We start from the raw sequence: 17,625 nt of genomic DNA on the forward strand, positions 1-17,625 counted from the left end.
TCCAAAGGTAGCGGGTCGGTTGTGCGTTTCGTAATGCCATGAGCGTTGTTATCGAATCGGCCAGCTCGCGCACAAGAACACCAAAAAATGACACCGGGGAGAAAACCGCGCCACATACCCACTCAAAAATGGCGCAGTTCTAAAAACTGCGCCACAATTGCGCCAACAGCAGCTAAACGGTGCCAACTCAGCAATGTCTTCCTCTACTGAAATACTCAGCAGCATCCAGGCAGCGGAAAACGGATTGACACTCAATGAGCTGCTGACGAGGCACCCTGACATTGCCCGAAGAACAGCGCAGAGGCTGATTGCACAGCTGATCGAGAGCAGCCAGATCTCCGCCTACGGTGAGGGTAGAGCACGACGCTATTTCCCAGCAGATACCCAGGCGGAAACAAGCACACTGGTTGCCAGCAGTGATAGCTTCCCGTCCTTTATCCCGCTGTCGGCAGACAGCCGGGACATACTCGCCTATGTCAACCAACCAACAGAAGCGCGCAAGCCCGTCGGCTACCAGCGTGATTTTCTGGACTCTTATCACCCGAACAAAACCAGCTATCTGTCCGAATCCTTGCGTCGCCAACTGCACCGAATGGGAAAAACGACAGATGCCGTGGAGCCAGCAGGCACATACAGTCGCGCAGTGCTAAATCGCCTGCTGATTGATTTATCGTGGGCATCGAGCAATCTGGAAGGGAACACTTACTCGCGGCTCGATACGCGACAGCTCATTGAGCATGGCCAAGCTGCACGAGGCAAGGCTGCTATCGAAACACAAATGATCCTGAACCATAAAACGGCAATCGAGCTGTTGGTCGAGAACATTGAAAGTGCCGAGTTCAACCGCTACACCTTGATGAACCTGCACAGCGCCCTGGCTGAAAACCTGCTTCCCAACCCCGCAGATGAAGGCCGTATTCGTCAGCACGCCGTCGACATTGGGCAAAGCACCTATCGCCCTCTATCCACACCACAACAGATAGAGGGTGCGCTGGACGTTCTGCTCGGCAAGGCAAATCAGATTACTGATCCGTTCGAGCAGTCCTTCTTCATGATGGTCCACCTGCCCTATTTGCAGCCCTTTGCCGACATCAACAAACGCACCTCTCGGCTGGCGGCGAACCTGCCATTGTTTCGCGCCAACCTGTGCCCACTGACATTTCTGGATCTACCCGAGCAGGCCTACAGCAGCGCCACACTAGGCGTCTACGAAATGACCCGGGTAGAGCTACTTCGCGACCTGTATCTCTGGGCTTACGAGCGCTCGACGCAGGAATACCTGGCAATCAAACAAGACCTTGCAGAGCCTGATCCCCTGCGCCTGACTTGGCGGGACTTCATCAAAGCGACCATTCGCGAAGTCGTCAGCCATCCAGAACTTGATCCACTGACCTGTATTCAGAATGCGGTAACCACGCATGTTACAGAGGATGAGCAGCCAGAAGTTCAGGCCCTGATCGTTGAAGAGCTCCGCCGACTGCACGAGGGTGTTCTGGCACGCTACGGATTACGACCATCAGAACTCACGCTCTGGAAATCGCGCCATGGAAGCTGACATTGTCGCGCCAGTGGCGCGACTTTTTCCTCAGAACGGCAGACCTCATATCAACTGCCGCACGCGGAACAGATTGGACGGAGCTTCACTGAATGGACAAAGAGTCAGCCTCCAAAGCCCACAATAGCAAGACGCCTCCCTTTCCCTTGACCGAAATTTCCGAGAAAATCCCAACCGCTTGCGCCCATGAAATCCGGTCACTACTCTGCCTCCGTCGCTGCATATTCAGCGAACGGGTTTAGTCGCCCGGGATGACTGGCGCACTGCGCCACCTTTTGCGAGGCGCTTTTTATGGCCTGCATTTTATGGTGGCCGTGCGTAGGGCACCTTCGGGTGCGCCGGGTACCAGTCTCCGGTCGACTAACCTGCGCATGGCCGCCACCCCTCGTTTAGTCGCGAGCATGGCGGCTCCACTTTTGACTGGAGTTTCATGATGCTCAAGATCACACCGGATCCACCCTGTCATCTCTCCCCTCGCTACCTTGAAGATGCGCTCGTGCGTGCTTCCGAGCTATTGAGCTGCGCCGCAGCAACAGCCTATGAAAGCGGCGACCGTTTGAGTGGTTCGCATCGGCATCTGGCTTTGTCTGTCGTCCATCTGGTGGAGATGGCCAAGGCCGAGGTTGATCGTTCACTGGAAGATCTTTCGGTTCGTTGATGTGTGGATTACAAAACCTGCATTGCGCAGGTTTTGTATTTTCTCTGGGCTCAGACACTTACCTACCTGCGAGTAAAAAGCCCGCCCACCTTGTAAACGAGGCCCCAGGCCATCATTCGTATCCTCGTCGGGAGCGGTTATCATCTTGGACCGAAAAAGTGCCAACCCTGCTAGATAAATGGTTGGGGCTTTACGAAGGAGAAAAAATCAGGAATCAAGGAATGAGTGGATACGTACCCAACCAGCCAAAGAATTATCGCCACGAAGAAGCTAAACCAGTCGATATTCATGCACTGCGCTGGGCCGAATACGAAAAGTACGGAAAAAGCCCCGCACCGCCACCAGAAAAAACAGCGATTGCTCTGCGCATTGGTGTGTTCTTCGATGGCACTGGCAACAACGCAAACAACTCAGCTGCCGGTCTGCTCTGTGGTGCCCATCACCCTATTGCACCCGCAGATATCGATGCCAGTTGTAAACCGTTCATGTCCGACCCTGAAAGCAGCTATGGCAATGACACCAGTAACGTTAAAAAGCTAAGCGAGCTCTATTACGCACCACCGGAAACAGAGGGGAACGGACAGCGAAAAATAGCCTTTCGTATGGCCTATATTGAGGGTATCGGTACTAGTACAGGCGAGAAAGATAGCTTACTGGGCTCCGGCACCGGTCGTGGTGATACCGGGGTAGCCGAGCGGGTAAAACTGGCATTTAGCCGTATCAGCGTGCTTTTTGATGATTTACTTCAAGAGAACCCAGACAGTGAAATCTGCTCATTGACCTTCGATACATTCGGCTTTAGCAGAGGAGCGGCTGCAGCACGGCATTTTGCGAATGAGGTCGTCCGCTGCAAACAAGGACCTCTGGGCAATTTACTACGTAGCAACAGTAAGTCTTTTAGCTCGTCTTTTAGCGGTCAGTACAAGAGCGATATCAACATGGGCTTTATCGGTTTGTTTGATACCGTGCCCTCTATTGCAGGGTTAGCTAACCTGGGTAACGTAAAAAGTGCTGTTGCGCCTGGCCTCAAGCTTTATCTGGACCGCAAATATTTTACGAATGTCATTCACTTGGTTGCTCGTGATGAATGCCGTGCCAACTTTGCACTGAGTCGTGTCAAACCAGACCATCCCGAAATCACTGTGCCCGGTGTTCACTCGGATATCGGAGGTGGATATCTTGAGGAAGCACAAGAATGTGTGTTGGTGAGCCCTATGCAAGCGCTCTCAGTTGGAGCCACAACGGATGTGAGGAGCACATCAATCTATCTCGATGCCCAACAGCAAAAAGCCAAGATGATTAGCAAAGGCTGGCCGGCCACGATGCTTGAAATCACTACACCGCCTCCGACTCTATTGCCAGCAGCCCCACAAGATCGCATGAGTGTGGTACGACAGAAACGTGTGTACGCTGGCTTGCAGCTCAAGCGGTCGGTGAGCGGTAAGTTATCCAGGGTGTACCTGCGTGTGATGTATGAGCTAGCAAAACAAAATGGTGTGCGACTCAATGAGATTGATGAGGGGAATCCTGACTACGCCATTCCATCGGACTTACAGCCTCTCTGTGACAGATTTCTCACGGGAGACTACAGCACGACACCTGAAGAAGATCAGCTACTCAGAGTGCGGTACATTCATACCTCAGCCAACTGGAACCACCCTCTCGGTAAAAGCACAGGAGGAGGCTTGAGTATCGTTTATATCAATGCTCCTACGGCAGATGCCATAAGGGTTCAACACCCTCACGTACCTGACTGGACACTATTCTGATGCGCGTTTTCGTAGCCCTGCTCGGCGTACTTTTAATAGTGGGTTGTCAGGCCTCAGATGCCTTACCGGGAAAAAGCTCTCCAAAAGACGCATGGTGGAGTCTGGATTTCATGGCCCCCACTTATATGCCAGGTTTGGTCGAACACAGTTCTGTGGTGGACATCCAGGACAGGACATTTGAGCGCCCTGGAGGCGGAGCAATAGGTACTGGCAACCCGGGCGATGCCACAGAGGTAGCCAAGGGCTGGGATCGAATAGGGGGAAACATAAAACCTGTAGTTGGGGCCGATCTGCCAAAACGAATTTTCGTACGATGGCAGTCAGTCGTAGAACCCCAGACTTACCGGGCCTGGATTGATATTCCGGAAAGTGCGCGTGAAATCATGCAAGCATCAACCCACCAACGCTGTCCACAGAAGCCAGAACAGACTGCTCGTTTCACAGCATCGGTAATTGTGGGCCTTGCCCCAGGCGGTGTTGTTCAGATGTGGGTACGCGACAGTTGCAACAAAGCAATCAACGTCACCCGAACTCAAGCCGAAGTGGAACCCCTGGGTCCGCATCTTGGCAAGTCAGGTGGTCGTTACTATCAGCAGCCTGATGCCTCCAGACGCTACATTGAAAAATATGGCATTCCTTACGGCAGTTGGTGAGTATTCCCTTTGTTGCTCAATCATTTCGACTATTGCGTTTTTCTCTTTCAAATAAAGCGCTGATCAGCGACCGCAGTTACGTCGTATGAACATGGAAATACTCATGACCACCGTCGACCTCTCTCGCATAGCTCTCCCAAACCAGAAAGAAATCGCTGCGGCTGTGGCGTCAAGCCGTCAGTTAGCCGCATTTCTTTCGACAAAATGTGAAACTCAGTGCATTGAGTTGATTGATGACACGCAGCAACGCAAAGTCGTTGAATTACCCACTTTCGCCCTGCGCTTACTCGGCGAAATCCTGAGTGAGCTTGCGTTGGGCAATGCCGTCAAAGTCGTTCCTATTCATGCAGAACTGACGACTCAGGAAGGCGCAGACATGCTCAACGTTTCTCGACCTCACCTGGTAAAGCTACTGGACCAAGGCGCGTTGCCGCACACAAAAACCGGTCGACATCGCAGGATCAAATTCGCAGACCTGCTGGCCTACAAAGAGCAACGCGACCAGGCAAGCCGAGATGCCATGGATGAACTCGCAGCACAAGCACAGGAGTTGGGGATGGGGTACGAATGAGGCTTCACCGTTCACTGCTTTCTATGACGCGAATGTTCTCTATCCTGCGCCTTTGCGTACCTCGACAAGTTGCTAACCGTAAAATTGCTGTCTGGTTTTGAATTCCTGATTTGACGGCTCTACCGGGGCAAAAAGCCTTGGTGTTGGCCAAGACCTTGCTCATAGCGGTTATTTCAAGAAGTCTGGACACTCACTGCATCTTCATCGTCAGAAGTAACGCCTTCCCGGATAAATCCGGTCCCACAAACAACCCTTCACAAAAACCGCTCCCCCAACTCCCGCCCCAAAAACCGCGTAAACGCCGATATCCGCTGCGGCACATGCTGTCGATGCTGGTAAACCACATACACATCCGCTCTCGGCGCGTGGTATTCGGGCAGTACGGCAATCAGTTCTCCACGGGTCAGATGCTGCTGTGCATCCCAGCGGGAGCGGAGGATCAGGCCGTGGCCGTCCAGGGCCAGGCGCATGGCGATTTCGCCGTCGTTGCTGGACAGGGTGCCGGTGACTTTCTGGCTGTATTCGCGGCCGTCGCGGGTGAAACGCCAGATGGCGTAGTCGCTTCCGTATTGTTTGAGCACGATGCAGTTGTGTTGCGCCAGGTCGTCGACATCTTGGGGTGTGCCTGCGCGTTCGAGGTAGGCAGGTGAGGCGCAGAGGATGCGGGGGTTGTCGAGCAGGTGATGGGCGATCAGGCGTGAGTCGGGCGGCTCACCCACTCGGATATCAATGTCGATTCCGGCATCCAGCAGGTTGACCGGCAGGCTGGAGAGTTGCAGTGACAGTTCCAGGTGTGGGTGTTGGGCGGCGAATTCGGACAGAAGTGGCGCGATATGGCGTCGGCCAAAGCCGAACGAGGCATTGATGCTCAGTTTGCCTCGCAGCACCGGCTGGCGGTTGTCGAGGGCGCTTTCCAGTTCTTCCAGTTGGCGCAGGATTGGTCGAGCACCCTCAAGGTAGATCACGCCTTCAGGTGTCAGGTCCAGCCTGCGGGTGGTGCGCCTTATCAGTTGCACGCCCAGGCGTTGTTCAAGCTGGGTCAGGCGTTTGCTGACGGCGGGCAGAGACAGGCCGAGTTCCCGGGCCACGGCGGTCAGGCTGCCGTGGGTGGCCACGCGATTGAAGAAGCTGAGGTCATCAGTGTTGGTGACCAACTCTTTACTTGAATTCAAGAATGGATTTCCCGTAAGCCAAATTGTGCTTGATAGACGAATCAATACACTGGAGCACACCACCTGACAAGCACGAGAACCGCTGCCATGACTCAATACAATTACAAGATCGCCGTCATTCCCGGAGACGGTATTGGCAAGGAAGTGATGCCCGAAGGCGTCCGCGTCATGGACGCTGTCGCCCAAAAGTTCGGGATCGGTCTGCAATGGGACTGGTTCGACTTCGCCAGCGCGGACTATTACCTTGAGCACGGCAAGATGATGCCGGATGACTGGTTTGAAACCCTCAAGCAATACGACGCGATTTACTTTGGTGCGGTCGGCTGGCCGGACGTGGTGCCGGACCACATCTCGTTGTGGGATTCCTTGCTGAAGTTTCGCCGCGACTTCGATCAGTACGTGAACCTGCGCCCCTGCCGCCTGATGCCCGGCGTGAAAGCGCCGCTGGCCGGACGCAAACCGGGCGATATCGACTTTTATGTGGTGCGGGAAAATACCGAGGGCGAATACTCCAGCGTCGGCGGCACCATGTTTGCCGGCACCGAGCGCGAGGTAGTGATTCAGGAGACGGTGATGACCCGCGTCGGTGTCGACCGCATCCTCAAATACGCTTACGACCTGGCCCAGAGTCGGCCCAAGAAGCACCTGACTTCAGCCACCAAGTCCAACGGCATCGCCATCACCATGCCGTACTGGGATGGGCGCGTCGTGGAAATGGGCAAGAAGTACCCCGAGGTGTTGGTCGACAAATATCACATCGACATTCTGACCGCGCATTTTGTACTGCACCCGGATCGCTTCGATGTCGTTGTCGCGAGCAACCTGTTCGGTGACATTCTTTCCGATCTGGGGCCGGCCTGTACCGGCACCATCGGCATTGCGCCTTCGGCCAATATCAACCCGGACCGGACGTTCCCCAGCCTCTTTGAACCGGTGCATGGTTCAGCACCGGACATTGCGGGCAAAGGCATCGCAAACCCCATCGGGCAGATCTGGTGCGGCGGCATGATGCTGGAGCATTTCGGCCATGCAGAAGCCGGGGCTGCCGTGCTGTCGGCGATTGAAGCCGTGCTGGCCCAAGGGCCGGAGAATGCGCCATTGACGCCGGATCTGGGCGGTACAGGCTCAACGGTTACGCTGGGCAAGGCCATCGAGGAACAGGTGCGCCGGGCAGAGTAGGACAAGCCTTGAATGACCGGCCCGCTCACCCGCAGGTAATATCCTCGATACGGTTCTGTCCGTTGACCTCGATATTCAAACGGAGCGGGCTGTAACTCAGACCCCGGGATCCACCACTTGAAACCACACGAGAGCCACACGATATTGAAAGGAATGACTTTTTCCATAAGGGCAAAACTCCGAAGTGGCCATGAGAGATCGCATTCAGTGATCAGCTCACCGCTGACATCCGCCACTGCGCCCCAAAGAGCAAGTCGAGGTTGATCGTTCGCAGGATTATCTTTCGATACGTTGAAAGGGACTCACAAAACCTGCACAGGGCAGGCTTTGTGTTTTGCGCTATTGCACGGGTTATTGCATTGGGAATTACAGATTACAGCCGTCCGGGATGGGCATTAACTTTCACGACTTGTTCTGTAAGGGTGTTGTAGTCACAGGAATACATGTGGTTCTGAAACGCGCCAAAACCATTTTGAAACTGGATTTTGTCGCCGAAGTAAGTAATCACACCACGGTCCTTGTCCGCCCACTTCTGGCGAGTGAACTTTGGTTCCAGCATCCCGTCGGTCCACTTGAAATCATACTGCGCCATTTTCTCGATAGGGGTCTTGCAGAAAACCGATGCGGCCACAAAATGCTTTTCACCCCAGCAGTTAATATCAAGCCGGCACTTCTCATCGACCTTGTCCTTCGCCTGCTTTTCGGCCTGCTCTTTGGCTGCGGATTCTTTCTTCGCATTTTCAGCAACGGCGTTATCGGCCAGCTCTTTCGCTTGGGCTGCTTTTTTGGCCGCGTCCTCTACCAACGCCTTCCTGGCATGGATACCGTCTTTTATCTTGTCCCACTCTTGCTTGGTGGTAGCGCCATTTTCCTTGGCCTCACGGTACTCGTCCGCCGACACAAAGCCCTTCTCGGCAATGCTTTTCTGCAGTGTTTTCGAGGCCAATATAGAGCCTGTTATCGACAGTACAAAAACGACGCTGGCTATCGCCCAGCCATTTATGACTTTGCCTGTCTTGGCCTGGACTTTTCCTCTGACGACAGGAAGGCATATCACGCCCGAGACCAGAATCAGCAACGCTGCGAATGCGTCTCCGCTAAACGAGGCGAGGCCCATAATGATCAGCAGTACGCCAAAGATCCACCCCAGAAACAGCGAAACGGTGCGCATGTACAACTCCCTTATCTCGATAATGGCTTAATGCCGGTGCGCATGTTCAGTTCCAGGCTTTCAACAAGCAAGTTTTTAGTTGCTGACAAGTTCATGCGTCTTGCACAGTATCGTGCGTCTGCCCCGTGTGAACTCAATCACTCAACTCATGCACCAGAAAATCCAGAAACGCCCGGGTCTTCAGTGGCACACGGCGAGCAGACGGGTAGACCGCATTGATGGAAATCGGCGGAGCCTGCCAGTCACACATCACAGGGATAAGTCGTCCTTGCTCCACGGCTTTTTCGACAATAAAGGCGGGAAGTAGCGCGATGCCCATGCCCGCCTCTGCCGCTTGCGCCAGCAGGTCGCCGTTGTTGGCGTGCAGCGGGCCGGTGACATGGACTTTCTGGGTTTCCTTGCCGTTGCTCAATTGCAGACTGACGCCGCTTTGCAGGTAGCCATAGTTCAGGCATTGGTGCGCAGCCAGGTCGCGGGGGACTTGCGGGGTTCCTGCGCGGGCCAGATAAGCGGGTGACGCCACCAGCATGCGTGGTGCCGGGGCCAGATGGCGGGCGACCATCGAGGAGTCGGCCAGACTGGCGATACGGATGGTCACGTCGAAACCGCCCTTGACCGGATCGACCTGCTGGTCGCTGAACACCAGTTGCAGCTCCACCTTGGGATGCTGTTCATGAAACCTGGGAATCAGCGGCCCCAACCGGCACAACCCGAATGACATGGGCGCGTTGACCCGCAGCACGCCATGCACCTCCCCCAGACCACTGCGCGCCCGCTGTTCGGCCTCGTCCAGCGAGGCCAGCACTTCGCGACAGGCATCGTAGTACTCGGCCCCTGCTTCGGTCAGGTGCAGGCTGCGCGTGGTGCGCAACAGCAATTGCACCCCCAGCGTGTCTTCCAGTGCCTGGATCTGTTTGCTGACTTTGGAGCGTGGGACATCCAGCACTCGAGCGGCAGCGGCAAAGCCATTGGCGTTTACCGTGGCGACAAAAGTACGCATGCACTCGATGCGATCCATGACTGTCCCTTATATGGAAACAATGAGTCTCTATTTTAGGGAATTGTCTCAACAACTGCCAGCCCGTAAATTTACTCCCAAGCCAGCAAGCAAACGCCAAGACAGGCAAAGCGGCTAACCCTTTAACGATTCGCACTGACTCAACTTGAAAGGAAATCATCATGTCCAGACTCGAACTGCTGAACCCGACCAACTCCGCTCTGATCCTGATCGACCACCAGCCACAAATGGCTTTCGGCGTGCAATCGATCGACCGCCAGACACTGAAGAACAACACCGTGGGTCTGGCCAAGGCCGCCAGGCTGTTCAACGTGCCGACCATCCTGACGTCGGTGGAAACCGAAAGCTTCAGCGGTTATATCTGGCCAGAGCTGCTGGGTGTGTTCCCCGATCAGCAGCCCATCGAGCGCACTTCGATGAACTCCTGGGAGGACAAGAAACTGGTGGAAGCGGTCAAGGCCACTGGCCGCAAGAAGCTGATCATTGCCGCACTGTGGACCGAGGTCTGCCTGACGTTCCCGGCGCTGGAAGCCATGGCCGAAGGCTACGAGGTCTACATCGTCACCGACGCCTCGGGCGGCACGACCAAGGAAGCTCACGACATGTCGGTACAGCGCATGGTGCAGGCCGGCGCGATTCCTGTAACCTGGCAACAAGTGTTGCTCGAGTACCAGCGTGACTGGGCGCACAAAGAAACCTACGACGCCGTCATGGCGCTGGTTCTGGAGCACAGTGGTGCTTACGGCATGGGCGTCGACTACGCCTACACCATGGTACACAAGGCACCGCAGCGGACCGTTTCCTGATAACCGATTGCAACAAGGCCGGCACGTCCTCATGACGCGCCGGCCTTTGCCGTTTTGACGTGGCAGCTTGTCGCGTGACGTTAATAAGCCATGAAGCCTTTGAGCAAATATGTCACGATCAGCCCAGCCGCAATGGCACACTGAAAATCAACAGGCTCGATATACCGCTACGCCTTGGAGTACAGCATTTTGAACAGCACATTGACGGCATCAGAACTGGCCGTGATCAGTGAAATAGAAGCGACATCCAGCCTCTTGAAGCTGGTGACGCGGCTGACCGGTTTGAGATTTGCTGCCATCGCCAAGGTGACCGAAACCAACTGGGTCGCCTGCGCGGTCTGCGACGAACTCCAGTTCGGTGTAGAACCCGGCAGCGAGCTTCAGATTGAAACCACCATCTGCAATGAGATCCGCGCCAGCCGCCATATCGTAATGATCGACGAGGTGGCGACGGATCCTGTGTATGCCGACCATCCGGTGCCGAAGCTTTACGGGTTCCAGAGTTACTTCTCCATGCCCATCATTTTTCCCAATGGCGTGTTCTTCGGCACCTTGTGCGGGCTCGATCCGTTGCCGGCCAAGCTTGGCAATCCGGAGACTGTCGATACCCTGAAGGTCTTCTGCACATTGCTGGGCAGCACGCTGTATGCCCATGAGCAGTTGCTGGAAGGTCAGGTGGAGATGAGCTGTTAAGGACGTTGTGGCCCCAATATCTTCATGACACCGTCGCGAGCAGGCTTGCTCGCGACGGGTCAAGACGAATTAACGACGGCCTATAACGCGCAAGAAAAACCATCCCGCGTCCTGCCCGGTCTTCAATTTTTATTCATCAATGCTTTTATTACCGTTCTTCCCACCCTTTTTGCCCGCCTCAGAGGCTTTTTCAGAATCCCTGGCAAAATTGCCGCCGGAAGCCTGGCCTCCTTTCTTGCCGGCTTCGGATGCCCGGTGAGGGTCATTGGCGAAGTTGCCGCCCGATACCTGACCACCTTTTTTACCGGCTTTGGATGCACGCTCAGTGTCATTGGCGAAATTGCCGGGATTGTTCTCTCCAGTGCTAGCCATCTCCCTATCCTCCGGGGTTCATCGACCGCTTTAGTGCGTGTCGTATTTATTGAGAGGGAAGGGAAAACCTGTCGATCCCTGAAAGTCGCTTCTCTTCGACGAGTGGTATGCACTGCGCCCAATGGCTACAGGCCACGGTTCTCAAGGCGTGGAGGCTTAGGGGAGGTAAAAATATTTTTCTTCGGAAAACCTTGTTACTCGGTGATCAAAACAGTGGCACCAGTGTCTGATAGAGTGACCCTGCGTAGTGGCAATTAGTCACCACCCTGCTGATTCGAGAGTTTTATGAGCACCGGCGCCCCCCTTCCGCTGAACGAAACGCAACGTTTGTTACGTATTACCGAACTGTGCGTACTTGAAAACACGGTGGATGAGGTCTTCGAGGAGATCGTGGCGATGACCGCCGAGTTCTTCCAGGCCCCTATCGTGCTGATTTCCATCGTCGACGAACATCGACAGTGGTTCCGCGCACGGGTTGGTCTGAAGGCCCAGGAAACGCCACGTGATGTCTCGTTCTGCGCCTATGCGATTCTCTCGGACTGTTCACTGGAGGTTGTCGACGCAACCCTCGATGAACGCTTCAAGGACAACGGCCTGGTCACCGGTGAGCCGGGCATTCGTTACTACGCTGGCTCACCGCTGATTACCGACGACGGTCTTGGCCTGGGCACGCTCTGCGTGATCGACACCGTACCTCGCGAAGCCATGAGCGAGCGTGAGGCGTTGATGCTCAAGCGTCTGGCCGGGCTGGTGATGAAACGTATCGTCGATCTGCGCCGCAGTTGCTTCGTCGATCAGACCACCGGACTCTACAACCGCCTGCGCCTTGAAGAAGACATTCTTCTGACGCTCAAAGCCGGTAAAGAGATGCGCCTGGTAGCCGTCGACATGATCACTCCCGAATTCCTCAACGATATCGTCAAGGCACTGGGCTACAACTTCGCTCAGGATCTGATCGTGGCGATGAGAAACCGTCTGCAGGCAATGCTCCCGTCAAGCTGCCCGCTGTATAAGGTGAGCCCGACACGCTTCGGTTTTCAGTTGCCGGGCGATATGCCGGATGAATCGATCTATCGCGCCATTCTCGAAGACCTCCAGTCTCCCGTGATATGCCACGGCATTCCGGTGCAGTTGCAGGTCGGCCTTGGGATTGTGCCTCTGCAGGGTGGTCAGGCAGAGGAGCAGGACTGGGTGCGCCTGGTCATCAGTGCCGCCGACGATGCCCGCGCCCGTCAGGTTGGCTGGGCCTTGTACGAACCGCACATGGACGCGACCCAACAACGCTCGTTCCAGCTTCTGGGCTCACTGACCAGTGCCGTGCATGCCCACGATCAGTTGCGCCTGGTTTACCAGCCACGCGTAGAACTGGCCTCAGGTGAGTGCACATCGGTCGAGGCGCTGCTGCGCTGGGTTCATCCGACACTGGGGCCCATCGGGCCTGCCGAGTTCATTCCCCTGGCTGAAAAGACCGCGCTCATGCGTCCCCTGAGCCTGTGGGTGTTACAGACGGCCGTTGAACAGGCTGCCAGCTGGCAGCGCAAAGGTTTCGATATCCGTGTAGCAATCAACGTGACGCCTGACGACCTGACAGGGCCAGTGTTCACTGACCGGGTGATCTGGCTGCTGAAAAAACATGACATTTCTCCTTCACTCTTCGAGCTGGAATTCACCGAAAGCGCGTTGATGCAGAACCCGACAGAAGTCCGCAGCCAACTGGAACGCTTACGCGAACTGGGCATGCATATCGCCATCGATGACTTCGGCACGGGCTACAGCAACTGGAACTACCTGCGGCAGTTACCTGCCACAACCGTGAAGATTGACCAGTCACTGATGCGCAACCTCAACGTTGAAGAGGCGGACCAGCGCCTGGTCAAAGCCTTGATCGGCCTGGCCAAGAAGCTGGGCTATTGCGTGGTGGCCGAAGGTATCGAGACAGAGGCCGCCCGTAAACTGGTCAAGCAATGGGGCTGCGATGAAGGGCAAGGCTATCTGATTGCCAGACCCATGGAAGCAGACGCTCTGCTGAACTGGTTGCAACCCAGTCAGGTCATGCAAATTGGCACAGAAGCCGTGCCTGAAATCCGGATCCTGTAAAAAAGGTTATAACCTTAGATTACATATTCATAACCGCTCAGAACATAAATCGTTATGCTGCCCGCCGGTTTTTACCTGACAACAGGTCTTACAGGGTCATATATGGACGTCGGCGGTCTGGGTTTTGTAGTAGCGGGTTTGGTGGTCGGTTTCATTGTCGGGATGACAGGCGTAGGTGGGGGTTCATTGATGACGCCCATTCTGCTCTGGTTCGGCATCAATCCGGCGACCGCCGTGGGCACAGACCTGCTCTATGCTGCGATCACCAAGTCCGGTGGCGTGCTGGTTCATAAAAAGAACGACAACATCGACTGGAAGATCACCGGCTGGCTGACCCTGGGCAGCGTACCGGCTGTGTTGATGACGTTATGGTTTCTGAGCACTCTGGACTCGGCGCCTGATGCCCTGAATGCAATCATCAAGCAGGCGCTTGGCATCGTCCTTCTTCTGACGGCCATGGCCGTACTGTTCAAGAAAAAACTCCTGGCCTTTGCCCACAGTCGCGGCGACGGAGTTTCGTTCTTCAGCGGCTCTAAACTGAACGTTCTGACGGTGGTGACCGGGCTGATCCTTGGCACCATGGTGGCCTTGACGTCCATTGGCGCTGGCGCACTGGGCACAGTGGCGCTGTTCATTCTTTATCCCTTGCTGGCCACCCGGCGCCTGGTGGGCACGGAAATCGCGCATGCCGTTCCCCTTACGCTGGTCGCAGGCCTCGGGCATGCCAGCATGGGCAATATGAACTGGGAGTTGCTGGCCTGGCTGTTGATGGGCTCATTGCCCGGCATTTACCTGGGCAGCCACATGGCCGGGCGCGTATCCGATGAACTGCTGCGGCCCTTCCTGGCAATCATGCTGGGAATGATCGGCTTCAAGCTGGCGTTCTGATCGAGGCCAGAACGCGGCTGACGGCTTCTGGCACCGTAAGCTCGGAGGTATCGATCGTCACAGTGGCACTGTGCGGTGCTTCATAGACGCTATCGATACCGGTCATGTTCGGGATCAGCCCGCTGCGGGCCTTCTTGTACAGCCCCTTGGGGTCACGTTCTTCGCACACCTGGATTGGCGTGCTCACATAAACCTCTGTGAAGTCGTCCTCACCAATCACCTGCCGGGCCATTTCCCGCTCACGGCGAAAGGGCGAGATAAACGCAGTAATCACGATGAGCCCGGCATCCATCATCAAGCGGGCCACTTCGGCTACCCGGCGAATGTTTTCCACCCGGTCTGTGTCGCTGAACCCAAGGTCCCGGTTCAATCCCTGACGAACGTTGTCGCCATCGAGCACGTAAGTCCGTTTGCCCTCGGCATGCAGAACCTGCTCCAGGGCATTGGCCAGGGTCGATTTGCCGGAGCCCGACAGGCCGGTCAACCAGATGACCTGCCCGGTATGGCCATTGAGACGTTCTCTGCCCTGGCGGGTGATGCTGAGCGTCTGGCGATGGATATGCGGCTGGCTTTCATTGGCCATTATCAGACCTGTCCTTGTGATTTACCCGGTCCAGAACAGTACCGTTTCCGGCACCCTTGCCGCTGGATGTTATCAACAAGTTGATCCCGATCAAGGGAGATGAAACACGCTCATCGGGATATGTAATTTTTTGTAGCCCAATCGGCATTTTCGGCGCAGGATTTCGTGCGTCAACTTTCCGTGCCGGTGACTCGGCATCTGCTCACCTTACAAAATGGAGATGCGTACAATGCTTATCCGAATTGAAGAAGGTAATCACGGGGCAAACTGGGTAGTGAAACTGGACGATTACCCAGTGACCTGCCGGAGCTGGCAAGAAGCCAGGGAGTTCGCCGAGCGAATGAAATCGCGCATTGATGCGCCTCACCCCCTCCCACGCTCTGCCAGACGAGCAACGCCGGAACGAGCTGCTGCAACCTGACACCCTCTCACCAGCCCTCCGGTGCTTGACGGATAAACTCCGGGGGGCCTGCTTTTGCTGCATCGAACCCGCTATTTTCCGTGCATCGCCTACCTAAAAATCCGTTCTCGTTTTGCCAACATTCATTTCACATCCTCTTCACGTTTGGCTCTGTACATTCACATCACTCCTTTGATGAATCCCATTTGGCCCGCCGTGTTGTGGGCCATTTTTTTGCCTGTAAGAAGCTCTATTCACCCTGACTGGCAAATGCGCTTTCCTGAACCGCAACCGATTTGCCACTCACGCCGCCATTCAGCAAAACGCTCTCGCTCAACTGTGCCAGACGATCACTTCCTGAACCGCTGACAATCGTGCTGCTCCATTGCCCCACAACGGTCGCCATCCAGCCGAGCAGAAACAAGGCAACAACCTGCTACGCCCACTTTGCAATTATCGACATGCGTTTTCTCCATAACGGATTCGTGATGGCGAGGATATAAACATCCCTGCATTGCAGAAGAATTGCAGAAAACGGCGTTTTATCCACTCCGGTGGTGGCGAGCGCAAGGGAGGCTCGGGAACGCGCACATCAGCCGGGGCCAAGAGCAACAACAAAGCCGAGGTGGTGCGCAGTGAAAGCATCGAGATAATCGTTGAAAACCAATCCATCTCCCACGCTGATGAGCTATCGCAGCGCCTTCAAGCGTGCCCATTCACTGACTTATCGGCTGGTGGATGGCGCCGACCATGCGCTGAGCAGTGACATCAGCCAGAGCATTTACAGCTCAATGCTGACGAACTGGATCAGCGAAATGGTCATCGGCGCACGGTTGGTCAATGACCCTCACCATTCGGCGAAGTATTCCTGAAGCCGGCATCAATACTTGCTGGCTTCCTGAGCCGGGTTCGCAGGTTTGGAGATATGCCGAGGCCCGGTCAGTACCCACAACAGCACACCGATCACTGGCACGGCAACGATCACGATGAACCACATCAATTTGTTGCTGGAGGACGTATCGCTCTTACGCACCCGCAGGACAGCCCAGATATCGGCCAGCACAATGAGTGCGACCAATGCCGTAAAGAGCCATAAACCACTTTCAGATATCCAAGGCATTTGAAACCTCCCACCTGTTTGAACAGAGGCCACCGAACAGGCGCCCTTGAAATAGAAGAGGTCCCGACAGGCCAGAAAGTTCAGAGAAGTAGGAAAACTCAATGCGTTCATGGCTCCGACCGTCCCATGGGTCGAAACCCTTCAGGCATCAGCCAGTAAAGTCGATGGGGGCTCGCAGGAAACAGGGAAAGTTGCGGGCAGACACTGAGAGGGATTCGCCATGAACGCGCCATTGATCGTCAAACTTTTCATCCAGCCCAGAGACGCCTGGCGAACCATCCGGCACAAGGAGGACCAGGAACCCCGGCACTACCTGCCCCACTTGATACTGCTGGCGCTGATACCGGTCGTCTGCCTGTACATAGGCACCACTCAGGTCGGCTGGAGCCTGGCTGAAGGTGAAAACGTGAAACTCAGCACCAAGAGCGCATTGCAGCTCTGTGCGTTGCTCTACGTGGCTTTTCTGATCGGGACGCTGATTATGGGAAGCTTCATTCGCTGGATGTCTCGAACCTTTGAAGCCCGACCGACCCTCAACCAGAGCATCGGCTTTGCCACCTACACCACGACACCCTTTTTCCTGGCGGGTATTGCAGGCCTGTATCCCAGTCGCTGGCTGGCCATTCTGGTGCTGGGGCTTGCTTCAATCTATTCGACGGCGCTGCTGTTCGTGGGCATAGCCCCTTTCATGCGCCTGCCAGAAGGCAAGGCTCCGCTCTACGCCGCAGCGGTCTGGGCGGTAGGGCTGCTGGTGCTGGTCACGATTCTGGTATCGACGATTCTGCTTTGGTACAACGGCCTGACGCCGGAGTATGTGCGCCATTCGCTGGGAGAAGTGCAGGATTGAGCGTAGATACTCTGTTCACGGTCAAGCTTTTAGCCGGTATTTTTCGCTAAAAAGCTTGGCCGTGTCGAAGTCT

Annotated in this window: 19 protein-coding genes and 3 pseudogenes; 13 read left to right on the plus strand and 9 right to left on the minus strand. The window is 55.4% G+C overall.

Features of this window, described 5'->3' with window-relative positions:
- Window positions 1–193 precede the first annotated feature (193 nt).
- The 5 genes from K5D32_RS23545 to K5D32_RS23565 all read left to right on the plus strand — a co-directional run bounded on the left by K5D32_RS23545 (window position 194) and on the right by K5D32_RS23565 (window position 5,206).
- The gene (locus tag K5D32_RS23545; protein WP_221602013.1) at window positions 194–1,555 is read left to right on the plus strand and encodes a Fic family protein; all 1,362 of its coding nucleotides are present in this window, start codon (window positions 194–196) and stop codon (window positions 1,553–1,555) included.
- Window positions 1,556–1,985: 430 nt separating this feature from the next.
- Window positions 1,986–2,213 carry a DUF6124 family protein gene (locus tag K5D32_RS23550; RefSeq protein ID WP_371874974.1) on the plus strand — a complete coding sequence of 76 codons (228 nt, stop codon included), beginning with the start codon at window positions 1,986–1,988 and terminating at the stop codon, window positions 2,211–2,213.
- Window positions 2,214–2,434: 221 nt separating this feature from the next.
- Window positions 2,435–3,982 (plus strand): DUF2235 domain-containing protein, encoded by a 1,548-nt coding sequence (locus K5D32_RS23555; protein ID WP_221602023.1) that lies wholly within the window; start codon window positions 2,435–2,437, stop codon window positions 3,980–3,982.
- The gene (locus K5D32_RS23560; protein WP_038399743.1) at window positions 3,982–4,635 is read left to right on the plus strand and encodes a DUF2931 family protein; all 654 of its coding nucleotides are present in this window, start codon (window positions 3,982–3,984) and stop codon (window positions 4,633–4,635) included. The genes K5D32_RS23555 and K5D32_RS23560 overlap by 1 nt, the downstream gene beginning before the upstream one ends.
- A 103-nt stretch (window positions 4,636–4,738) precedes the next feature.
- Window positions 4,739–5,206, plus strand: a complete 468-nt coding sequence (locus K5D32_RS23565; protein WP_221602015.1) for a helix-turn-helix domain-containing protein — start codon at window positions 4,739–4,741, stop codon at window positions 5,204–5,206.
- A gap of 254 nt (window positions 5,207–5,460) precedes the next feature.
- Here K5D32_RS23565 and K5D32_RS23570 read toward each other — a convergent pair whose 3' ends face one another.
- Complete coding sequence (locus K5D32_RS23570) at window positions 5,461–6,378, minus strand: LysR family transcriptional regulator (protein ID WP_221602017.1); 918 nt, start codon at window positions 6,376–6,378, stop codon at window positions 5,461–5,463.
- A gap of 87 nt (window positions 6,379–6,465) precedes the next feature.
- On the opposite strand from K5D32_RS23570, the gene K5D32_RS23575 reads away from it, so the two are divergent.
- Entirely contained in the window at window positions 6,466–7,557 is a 1,092-nt protein-coding gene (locus tag K5D32_RS23575) for a tartrate dehydrogenase (RefSeq protein WP_221528746.1), read from the plus strand.
- A 25-nt stretch (window positions 7,558–7,582) separates the two neighbouring features.
- Here K5D32_RS23575 and K5D32_RS26415 read toward each other — a convergent pair whose 3' ends face one another.
- The 3 genes from K5D32_RS26415 to K5D32_RS23590 form a co-directional block, all read right to left on the minus strand.
- Window positions 7,583–7,684, minus strand: coding sequence for an I78 family peptidase inhibitor (locus K5D32_RS26415; RefSeq protein ID WP_221577702.1), 102 nt, complete (start codon window positions 7,682–7,684; stop codon window positions 7,583–7,585).
- A 246-nt stretch (window positions 7,685–7,930) separates the two neighbouring features.
- Entirely contained in the window at window positions 7,931–8,728 is a 798-nt protein-coding gene (locus K5D32_RS23585) for a hypothetical protein (protein WP_221602019.1), read from the minus strand.
- 133 nt (window positions 8,729–8,861) lie between these two features.
- Window positions 8,862–9,746, minus strand: coding sequence for a LysR family transcriptional regulator (locus K5D32_RS23590; protein WP_221577700.1), 885 nt, complete (start codon window positions 9,744–9,746; stop codon window positions 8,862–8,864).
- Window positions 9,747–9,907: 161 nt separating this feature from the next.
- Here K5D32_RS23590 and K5D32_RS23595 point away from each other — a divergent pair, with 161 nt between their 5' ends.
- Both K5D32_RS23595 and K5D32_RS23600 read left to right on the plus strand, forming a co-directional pair.
- On the plus strand, window positions 9,908–10,552 hold the full coding sequence (locus K5D32_RS23595; RefSeq protein WP_221577699.1) for a hydrolase: 645 nt from the start codon (window positions 9,908–9,910) through the stop codon (window positions 10,550–10,552).
- A 189-nt stretch (window positions 10,553–10,741) separates the two neighbouring features.
- Window positions 10,742–11,245, plus strand: coding sequence for a GAF domain-containing protein (locus K5D32_RS23600; RefSeq protein ID WP_221577698.1), 504 nt, complete (start codon window positions 10,742–10,744; stop codon window positions 11,243–11,245).
- Window positions 11,246–11,374: 129 nt separating this feature from the next.
- Here K5D32_RS23600 and K5D32_RS26420 read toward each other — a convergent pair.
- Both K5D32_RS26420 and K5D32_RS26425 read right to left on the minus strand, forming a co-directional pair.
- Window positions 11,375–11,524 (minus strand): annotated as a pseudogene (locus K5D32_RS26420) (general stress protein); the annotation flags it as partial.
- Window positions 11,525–11,527: 3 nt separating this feature from the next.
- A pseudogene (locus K5D32_RS26425) lies at window positions 11,528–11,617 on the minus strand (general stress protein); the annotation flags it as partial.
- 285 nt (window positions 11,618–11,902) lie between these two features.
- Between K5D32_RS26425 and K5D32_RS23610 the strand changes: the two are divergent.
- Together K5D32_RS23610 and K5D32_RS23615 are read left to right on the plus strand one after the other, a co-directional pair.
- Complete coding sequence (locus K5D32_RS23610; RefSeq protein ID WP_221577696.1) at window positions 11,903–13,714, plus strand: bifunctional diguanylate cyclase/phosphodiesterase; 1,812 nt, start codon at window positions 11,903–11,905, stop codon at window positions 13,712–13,714.
- Between the two features lie 102 nt (window positions 13,715–13,816).
- Window positions 13,817–14,602, plus strand: a complete 786-nt coding sequence (locus tag K5D32_RS23615; RefSeq protein ID WP_221577695.1) for a sulfite exporter TauE/SafE family protein — start codon at window positions 13,817–13,819, stop codon at window positions 14,600–14,602.
- Here the strand turns inward: K5D32_RS23615 and cysC are convergent.
- Window positions 14,586–15,185, minus strand: a complete 600-nt coding sequence (cysC, locus tag K5D32_RS23620) for an adenylyl-sulfate kinase (protein ID WP_221577694.1) — start codon at window positions 15,183–15,185, stop codon at window positions 14,586–14,588. The two genes, K5D32_RS23615 and cysC, sit on opposite strands and share 17 nt — an antisense overlap.
- 229 nt (window positions 15,186–15,414) lie before the next feature.
- Here cysC and K5D32_RS26075 point away from each other — a divergent pair, with 229 nt between their 5' ends.
- Window positions 15,415–15,606, plus strand: a complete 192-nt coding sequence (locus K5D32_RS26075) for a hypothetical protein (RefSeq protein WP_260407514.1) — start codon at window positions 15,415–15,417, stop codon at window positions 15,604–15,606.
- 229 nt (window positions 15,607–15,835) lie between these two features.
- On the opposite strand, the gene K5D32_RS23625 is transcribed toward K5D32_RS26075, so the two are convergent.
- A complete protein-coding gene (locus K5D32_RS23625; protein ID WP_260407515.1) occupies window positions 15,836–16,009 on the minus strand; it encodes a hypothetical protein in 174 nt (57 codons plus the stop codon).
- A gap of 244 nt (window positions 16,010–16,253) precedes the next feature.
- On the opposite strand from K5D32_RS23625, the pseudogene K5D32_RS23630 reads away from it, so the two are divergent.
- Window positions 16,254–16,457: pseudogene (locus K5D32_RS23630) on the plus strand (alpha/beta hydrolase); the annotation flags it as partial.
- A gap of 8 nt (window positions 16,458–16,465) precedes the next feature.
- Here the strand turns inward: K5D32_RS23630 and K5D32_RS23635 are convergent.
- The gene (locus tag K5D32_RS23635; RefSeq protein WP_221577692.1) at window positions 16,466–16,705 is read right to left on the minus strand and encodes a PLD nuclease N-terminal domain-containing protein; all 240 of its coding nucleotides are present in this window, start codon (window positions 16,703–16,705) and stop codon (window positions 16,466–16,468) included.
- Between the two features lie 220 nt (window positions 16,706–16,925).
- On the opposite strand from K5D32_RS23635, the gene K5D32_RS23640 reads away from it, so the two are divergent.
- Window positions 16,926–17,552, plus strand: a complete 627-nt coding sequence (locus K5D32_RS23640) for a Yip1 family protein (RefSeq protein ID WP_221602021.1) — start codon at window positions 16,926–16,928, stop codon at window positions 17,550–17,552.
- The last annotated feature ends 73 nt before the right edge of the window (window positions 17,553–17,625 follow it).

Source organism: Pseudomonas cichorii (genome assembly GCF_019719005.1).
Classification (GTDB): domain Bacteria; phylum Pseudomonadota; class Gammaproteobacteria; order Pseudomonadales; family Pseudomonadaceae; genus Aquipseudomonas; species Aquipseudomonas cichorii_E.